Source organism: Actinoplanes sp. NPDC051411, assembly GCF_040682075.1.
GTDB lineage: Bacteria > Actinomycetota > Actinomycetes > Mycobacteriales > Micromonosporaceae > Actinoplanes.
In genome coordinates this window covers 3657-10274 of sequence record NZ_JBFBAD010000002.1, presented here as the reverse complement: position 1 = coordinate 10274, position 6618 = coordinate 3657, and the positions used below count along the sequence as shown (strand labels likewise).

The following is a 6618-nucleotide window of genomic DNA, read 5'->3' as shown; positions in this document are numbered from 1 at the left end:
CGCCGCGCCCCACACACCCCGCCCCCACCCGGCCACACCCCACCCGGGCGCCCGGCGCGGCGACACCCCCTTGGTCTTCCCCGGGGCCGGCGCGAGGGGGGCCCCCCCCGCGCTCCCCTTGCCGATACCTCCCCGCGCCGGCCGAACGGACAACGTCCGGGGCGGGAACAGCGGACCGAGCAGGTCCGGCCCGATTGAGTACGGAGATGAAACCGTGACCGACACCAGCACTCCCGATTCGTCGGTTTCCGAGGCGACCGAGGCGACCTCCTCGTCCTCGGAGGGCACCGAGGAGACCAAGAAGACGGAAACCGTCGCCTCCGACGGCGACTTGTTCCGGCAGAGCGAGATCGCCGCCGACTACATGGAGGGGCTGCTGGACATCCTCGACTACGACGGCGACATCGACGAGCTCGTGTCGGCCGGCCGTCCGATGGTCGAGGTCGTCGGTGGCCGCCTGCAGCCGCTGGTCGGCCAGCGCGGCGCCACGCTGGAGGCGCTCCAGGAGCTGACCCGCCTGGCGATCTTCCGGGCGACCGGATCGCCGAGCCGGCTGCTGCTCGACATCGGCGGCTACCGCGCGTCGCGGCGTAAGGAGCTGGCGGCGGTCGCGCGCAACGCGGTCGAGAAGGTCAAGGAGCACGGCGACCCGGTGCGCCTCGAGCCGATGTCGGCCTTCGAGCGCAAGTGCGTGCACGACGTGGTCAACGCGATCCCGGGCGTGCAGAGCGAGTCGGAGGGTGTCGAGCCCAACCGTCGCATCGTGGTTCGTGTGGCTGACTGATCATGAGCAACCCACGCTCCGGCGCGGGTGACGATTCCGGCTCGGGCGACTCTGCGCCCGGGCCGTCGTCGTTTCCGGGCCGTTCTCGGGTCGGTCGTCGGCCGATAGCGTTTCCTGGCCGGCGCCCCTCGTCGCCTTCTCCTTCTCCTCGTCCTCTCTCGTCTTCTTCGTCGACCTCGCTGGTCGGGGCCGAGCCGCCGGCGGAGTTCGCGGCGGTCGCGGCCTCCGTGTTCGGGGAGCGGCTCGACCTGGCTCGTTCCTTTGCCCGGCTTCTGGTCACAGACGGGGTGGTGCGGGGGCTGATCGGCCCGCGGGAGGCCCCACGGATCTGGGAACGTCACCTGATCAATTGCGCGGTGATGGCCGAAATGATCCCTAAAGGCGCTTCTGTCGTGGACGTGGGTTCCGGTGCCGGTTTGCCCGGTATCGTGCTGGCAGTGGCCCGTCCAGACCTCAGCATCACCCTGGTCGAGCCGCTGGCACGACGCACCGCGTTCCTGTCCGAAGCGGTGATCGCCCTCGGCCTCGAGTCGACCGTCCAGGTCGTCCGCGGCCGGGCGGAAGACGTCGTCGACGGACCCCCCGCCGGCGCCGACGTCGTCACCGCCCGGGCGGTCGCCGCACTCGACCGGCTCGCCGGATGGTGCCTCCCGCTGGCCCACGTCGGTGGGCGGCTCCTGGCGCTCAAAGGCGCCTCGGCCGCCGACGAGGTCACGGAGCACCGGGCCGCGGTGGCCGAACTCGGCGGGTCCGACCCGGTCGTCCACACCTGCGGGGAGGGCCTCATCGACCCGCCCGCGACGGTCGTGGAGATCGTCAAGGTGCGGGACGTCGTGCCGTCACGGCCGAAGCCGCCCACCCGGGCGGCGGGCCCGGGACGCCGCGGCGGTCGCGACTCCGGGCGAGGGAGTACGCGGAGGGGATAAATGGCCAAGCGGGGCGGCGCGCGAAAGCGGAATGCGAAAGCGCGGCGTCCCGAGAGGCCTGGGGGTACGCCCTCGTCCTCGTTGCCGCCTTCGTCTTTGTCTTCGCCGGCGTCTTTGTCTTCGCCGGCGTCTTCGTCTGAGGCGGATGGTGGGGACGCGGTCGGTCGCGGTGCTGGGGGACGGTCGGCGGGGCAGCTCGGAGCTGAGCCCTCCAAGGCGCGGAGTGCTGGTCGATCCGATGGCGGTGGCTCAGGCGATTCGCGGAACGGTCGCGGGGTGGTGCGATCATCCGCGGAGCCGGCTGAGGCTCGGACCTCCCGTGCGCCTCTTCCGCGTGATTCCTCGTCCGCGTCTTCGTCGCCGTCCGCGTCTTCGTCGCCGTCCGCGTCTTTGCCGTCTTCTGCGTCTTCATCGTCTTCATCGTCTTCTGCGTCTTTGTCGTCTTCTGCGTCTTTGCCGGATGAGCGCGGGGCTGGGAAGGCGGGCGGTCGCAGCCCGGCTCCTCGGCAGGGGTTCGAGTGCGGGCCGGGGGTCGAGTCCGGTGCGGATGCCGCTGACGGCTCGGCCGGTGGTCGGGGGCGGGCGCGAGAGGGTACCGATCGTGGGCGGACGCTGGGTGGGGCGATTTCCCGCCTGAAGAGCGTCACGGCGATCTTCCGCCCGCGGACGGCGTCGACTGGCGGTGCTCCGGCCGTGCGCCCCGAGCCCGAGCAGCGCATCCGCGCCGAAGCGGTCGAGCGTAGTGGTGCGGCCGAGCCAGTCCGGCCCAGTGGCGTTGCTGGGCCTGTCCCCGCCCATGGGGTCGCCGGGCAGGGTCGGCTCGGTAGTACCTGCGGCGCGGCATTGCCGGGCGGCATCCCCGAGCCGGGCGGGGTGTCCGAGCGAGTTCTGCGTGGGGACGGCTCTGGCCCGTTGGTGCCGGGCGGCAACTCCGAGCCGAGTGATGTCGCCGAGCGAGTTCGGCATGGCGGTGGGGTCAATCCGGCGATTCCGGGCGGTGTCTTCGAGGTGGCCGGTCCTGGCGGGGATGCTCGACCGGCTCCGCGCGGCGGCGCGTCCGGGTCGGTTCTCTCTCGGTCGGTGCCGGAGTTGGCTTCGGGCGGCGCGTCCGGGTCGGTTCTCTCTCGGTCGGTGCCGGAGTTGGCTTCGAGCGGCGCTTCCGGGGCGGCTCAGTCCAGTCGGGGTTTCGGGTCGGATTCGGGGAGTGGTGGGTCTGGCTCTTCGCCGCTGTCGAGCGCCGAGAGCCGGCGAGGTGTTGGCGGGTCGGGATCGGCTGGGGCGGGTTTGGGGCGTGGCGAGGCTTTGGCCGGTGGACGATCCGCGGCCGCGATGTCCTCCCCCGCTGAGTCCGATCACGATGGGACCGCTTTCGGAGGGGCGCCACGGAGCGACGAACCAGGGCCTCGGGGGGACGAAGCTGCCGTTGGAGGGGGAACTGAGCCGGGCAGGGCTGGGAACGGTCAGGATGCGGATGCCCGGAAAATTGGGGGCGGCGGGGCGGGGAAGCTGCGGTTGAGGGCGGATCCCCGGCGTACGGAAAAGGGGGAAACGGCGCCCCCGGCGCCTTCCGTTGCGGGAGGGGACGCGGGGGCTGCGCGGATTTTGGGGGAAGAGGGGGAATCTGCTGGGGTATGTGGGGGTCTGGAGGAGGACCGGCCGGGGGTTTCGCTGCGGCTTGTGCCGGGGGTGATGGTGTTTGCAGACCCGCCGATTGGGGATTCGTCTACGTTGCACTCGACTCATCCGACGTCCGGCCATGGCGAGGCTCGCCCGACGGCCGTAGGCTTGCCGGACGTCGATAGTGTGAGCCGGATTTCTGCGGCCGGAACGCACGCGTCGCCGACCGATCCGTTCCTCGCTTCCAGGGATACAACGGTGCATGAGTACGGTGTTTCACGTGAAACCGAGTCGTCTCTTGGCCCCGATCGCATGCCAGGTATGGGTGTCGACGGCGTGAGTGGCGGATACAACAGCGCGACCGGCTCGGTTGAGCCGGGCGTCCCACAGCCGCGCGTCGGCCCGGGGTATGCCGCGGAGTCGTCGACCGGTCAGGTCTACGGCGCGCCGCCGCCTCAGCCGCGACCGGATGACGGGCGGCAGCCGCCTGCTCCTGCGCCGCGTCCCGGGCCACCCGCTCCGGCTTCGTCACCCGCGCCTGTTTCGGCGGCTCCGGGGTCGCCCGCGTCCTCCTCCGCGGCCGGATTGGTCGCCCCGATCGCTCCGGATGCGGCCTCGTTCGGAGCCGGCGCCGGTGTTTCACGTGAAACGCCGAGCCAGGATGAAGACGATCCGCCGCTTGCCATGGAAGCGTTGCGAGCTGTGCAGATCCTCAACCCGAGCGGCGAGATCACGATGCCGCGCCCGGATCACCCGAGGGTGCTCTGCGTCGCGAACCAGAAGGGCGGCGTCGGTAAGACCACCACGACAGTGAACCTCGCCGTGGCGCTTGCGCTCCACGGCAACCGGGTTCTCGTGGTCGACCTCGACCCGCAGGGCAACGCCTCGACCGGTCTCAACGTTCCGCACCACGCGGGCGTCCCCGACGTCTACGACTGCCTGATCGACAACGTGCCGCTGTCCGAGGTGGCCCAGGCGGTCGAGGGCATCCCGAATCTCTGGTGCGTGCCGGCGACGATCGACCTGGCGGGTGCGGAGATCGAGCTGGTTTCCGTGGTCGCCCGTGAGTCGCGGCTGGCTCGGGCGATCAACGCGCACCCGGAGAAGTTCGACTACGTCTTCATCGACTGCCCGCCGTCGCTCGGCCTTCTGACCGTCAACGCGCTTTGCGCGGCGCAGGAGGTTCTGATTCCGATCCAGTGCGAGTACTACGCGCTGGAGGGCCTGAACCAGCTGATCAACAACATCAACCTGGTTCGCCAGCACCTCAACCCGACGCTGGATGTCTCCACGATTCTGCTGACGATGTACGACCGCCGCACCCGGCTGGCCGACGCGGTCGAGCAGGACGTGCGCAACCACTTCGGCACCAAGGTGCTCAACGCGGTGATCCCCCGCAACGTGCGGGTGTCGGAGGCTCCCAGCTATGGCCAGTCCGTGATGACCTACGATCCGGGATCGAGGGGGGCGACCAGCTATTTCGAGGCCGCTCTGGAGATCGCGATGCGTGGGGTCAACACGGGAGGCACGGCATGAAGAACCGTCCGCGGGGTGGCCTAGGCCGTGGCCTGGGCGCGCTGATCCCCACGGCGCCGGCCGTCGAACCCACTCCTTCGATCGACCATCCCGCCCCTCCGCAGTTCACCGGCGCACCCGTGCAGCCGGGTCCCGCCTCTACGCCTTCGCCGGCACCCCTGGCGCAGTCGACGCCGGAGGGCGAGCTCTCGCCGGTCCCCGGCGCGCGCTTCGCCGAAATCCCGGTCACGTCGATCGAGCCGAATGCCAAGCAGCCCCGGCACGTCTTCGAAGAAGAGGCGCTCGAGGAGCTGAAAACGTCGATCCGGGAGGTCGGCTTCCTCCAGCCGATCGTCGTCCGCGACGCCGGCGACGGCAAATACGAACTGGTTATGGGCGAGCGCCGCTGGCGGGCCGCACAGGCGATCGGCCGCGAAACGATCCCGGCGATCGTCCGTGAGACGCGCGACGACGACATGCTGCGCGACGCGCTCCTCGAAAACATCCACCGCGCTAACCTCAACCCGCTCGAAGAGGCGGCCGCCTACCAGCAACTGCTGGAAGAGTTCGACGTCTCGCACGAGGAACTCGCGAAGAGGATCGGGCGCAGCCGGCCGCAGATCTCCAACACGATCCGCTTGCTGAAGCTGCCGGGCCAGGTGCAAAACCGGGTCGCCGCCGGAGTGATCTCGGCCGGGCATGCCCGGGCGCTCCTCGGCCTCGACGACTCCGACGCCCAGATCAAGCTCGCCGAGCGGATCGTGGCCGAAGGCCTGTCGGTGCGCTCGACCGAAGAGGTCGTGACGCTCGCGCTCTCCGATGGTGCTCCGGCCAAGAAGGCGGCGCCGCGGCGGCGGGCGAAGGTGCATGCGCCGGCGCTCAACGATCTGGCCGAGCGGTTGTCAGATCGGTTCGACACCCGGGTCAAGGTCGACATCGGTCGAAACAAGGGCCGGATCACGATCGAGTTCGCGACGGTCGACGACCTCGAGCGGATCGTTGGGATGATCGGCGTCGAAGAGGAAGGCTCCGGGGCGGAGCCGGCTTGATTCCGTACGGCCGAGGGCCGTCAACCGAGGGCACGTGATTCGTCACGTGCTTTTCGTGTTTCTGGGGTGGGCGGTGTTGGCGGTTCGATCGCCGGTTGTGAAGCGCGTTCGGAAATCGGACTTATCGGTCGTCTGAATTGGGTCTAGCCCTCAAAATCGGTCCAGCCGAAATCCCAGGAGAATGGCTCTGACAGAACCGGATTTGAGGGCGGGAAGCCATTCATAGATACGCTTCGAATTCGTTCCTTGAGATTGCTGAAGTGTTCTGTGCTTGATGGTGCGAAGCAGTCTCTGCTTTGTGCCAACGGTATGTAGGGATGTCTGGTCCTTCGGACGTTTATTGCCCTCGGGCGCAGTCTCTGAGGTTCAGTGCGGCTCTACTGCAGATCGGAAGCTGTCTCGATGTCCGACGGGATCTAGGCATGTGGATTGTGTGGGCCGCCGCAGTGTTCCGAAGACTGTCTGCTGACCGGCGGTCAGCTTTGGCTGTGGCTAGTCGGCCGCAAGTCCTCCGCGTCCAGGCCTCGACCCGGCCTAGCTCTGCCGGATCCGGTCCTGCCTTGCCTTGGCTGCGCCGGTCCTGTCTTGCGCCGGCCGGGATCTGGTCCGGTCGGGGTCCGATCCGACCGGCTCCGATCCGACCGGCTCCGATCCGACCGGCTCCGATCCGACCGGCTCCGATCCGACCGGCTCCGATCCGACCGGCTCCGATCCGACCGGCTCCGAT

General features: G+C 69.4%; 4 protein-coding genes. All 4 read left to right on the top strand.

Annotation, left to right across the window (positions count from 1 at the left end):
* Positions 1–214 precede the first annotated feature (214 nt).
* The 4 genes from AB0M88_RS01010 to AB0M88_RS00995 all read left to right on the top strand — a co-directional run bounded on the left by AB0M88_RS01010 (position 215) and on the right by AB0M88_RS00995 (position 5891).
* Positions 215–784: a R3H domain-containing nucleic acid-binding protein gene (locus AB0M88_RS01010; RefSeq protein ID WP_364093529.1), complete on the top strand. Its 570-nt coding sequence runs from the start codon at positions 215–217 to the stop codon at positions 782–784.
* A gap of 179 nt (positions 785–963) precedes the next feature.
* Positions 964–1710: a 16S rRNA (guanine(527)-N(7))-methyltransferase RsmG gene (gene rsmG / locus AB0M88_RS01005; protein WP_364093935.1), complete on the top strand. Its 747-nt coding sequence runs from the start codon at positions 964–966 to the stop codon at positions 1708–1710.
* 1938 nt (positions 1711–3648) lie between these two features.
* On the top strand, positions 3649–4863 hold the full coding sequence (locus tag AB0M88_RS01000; RefSeq protein ID WP_364093934.1) for a ParA family protein: 1215 nt from the start codon (positions 3649–3651) through the stop codon (positions 4861–4863).
* Positions 4860–5891 carry a ParB/RepB/Spo0J family partition protein gene (locus tag AB0M88_RS00995; protein WP_364093527.1) on the top strand — a complete coding sequence of 344 codons (1032 nt, stop codon included), beginning with the start codon at positions 4860–4862 and terminating at the stop codon, positions 5889–5891. The genes AB0M88_RS01000 and AB0M88_RS00995 overlap by 4 nt, the downstream gene beginning before the upstream one ends.
* Positions 5892–6618: the final 727 nt, after the last annotated feature.

Coding starts and splice junctions, on each gene's coding strand:
- AB0M88_RS01000 (WP_364093934.1), top strand. CDS start 3,649: ATGGGTGTCGACGGCGTGAGTGGCGGATACAACAGCGCGACCGGCTCG.
- AB0M88_RS00995 (WP_364093527.1), top strand. CDS start 4,860: ATGAAGAACCGTCCGCGGGGTGGCCTAGGCCGTGGCCTGGGCGCGCTG.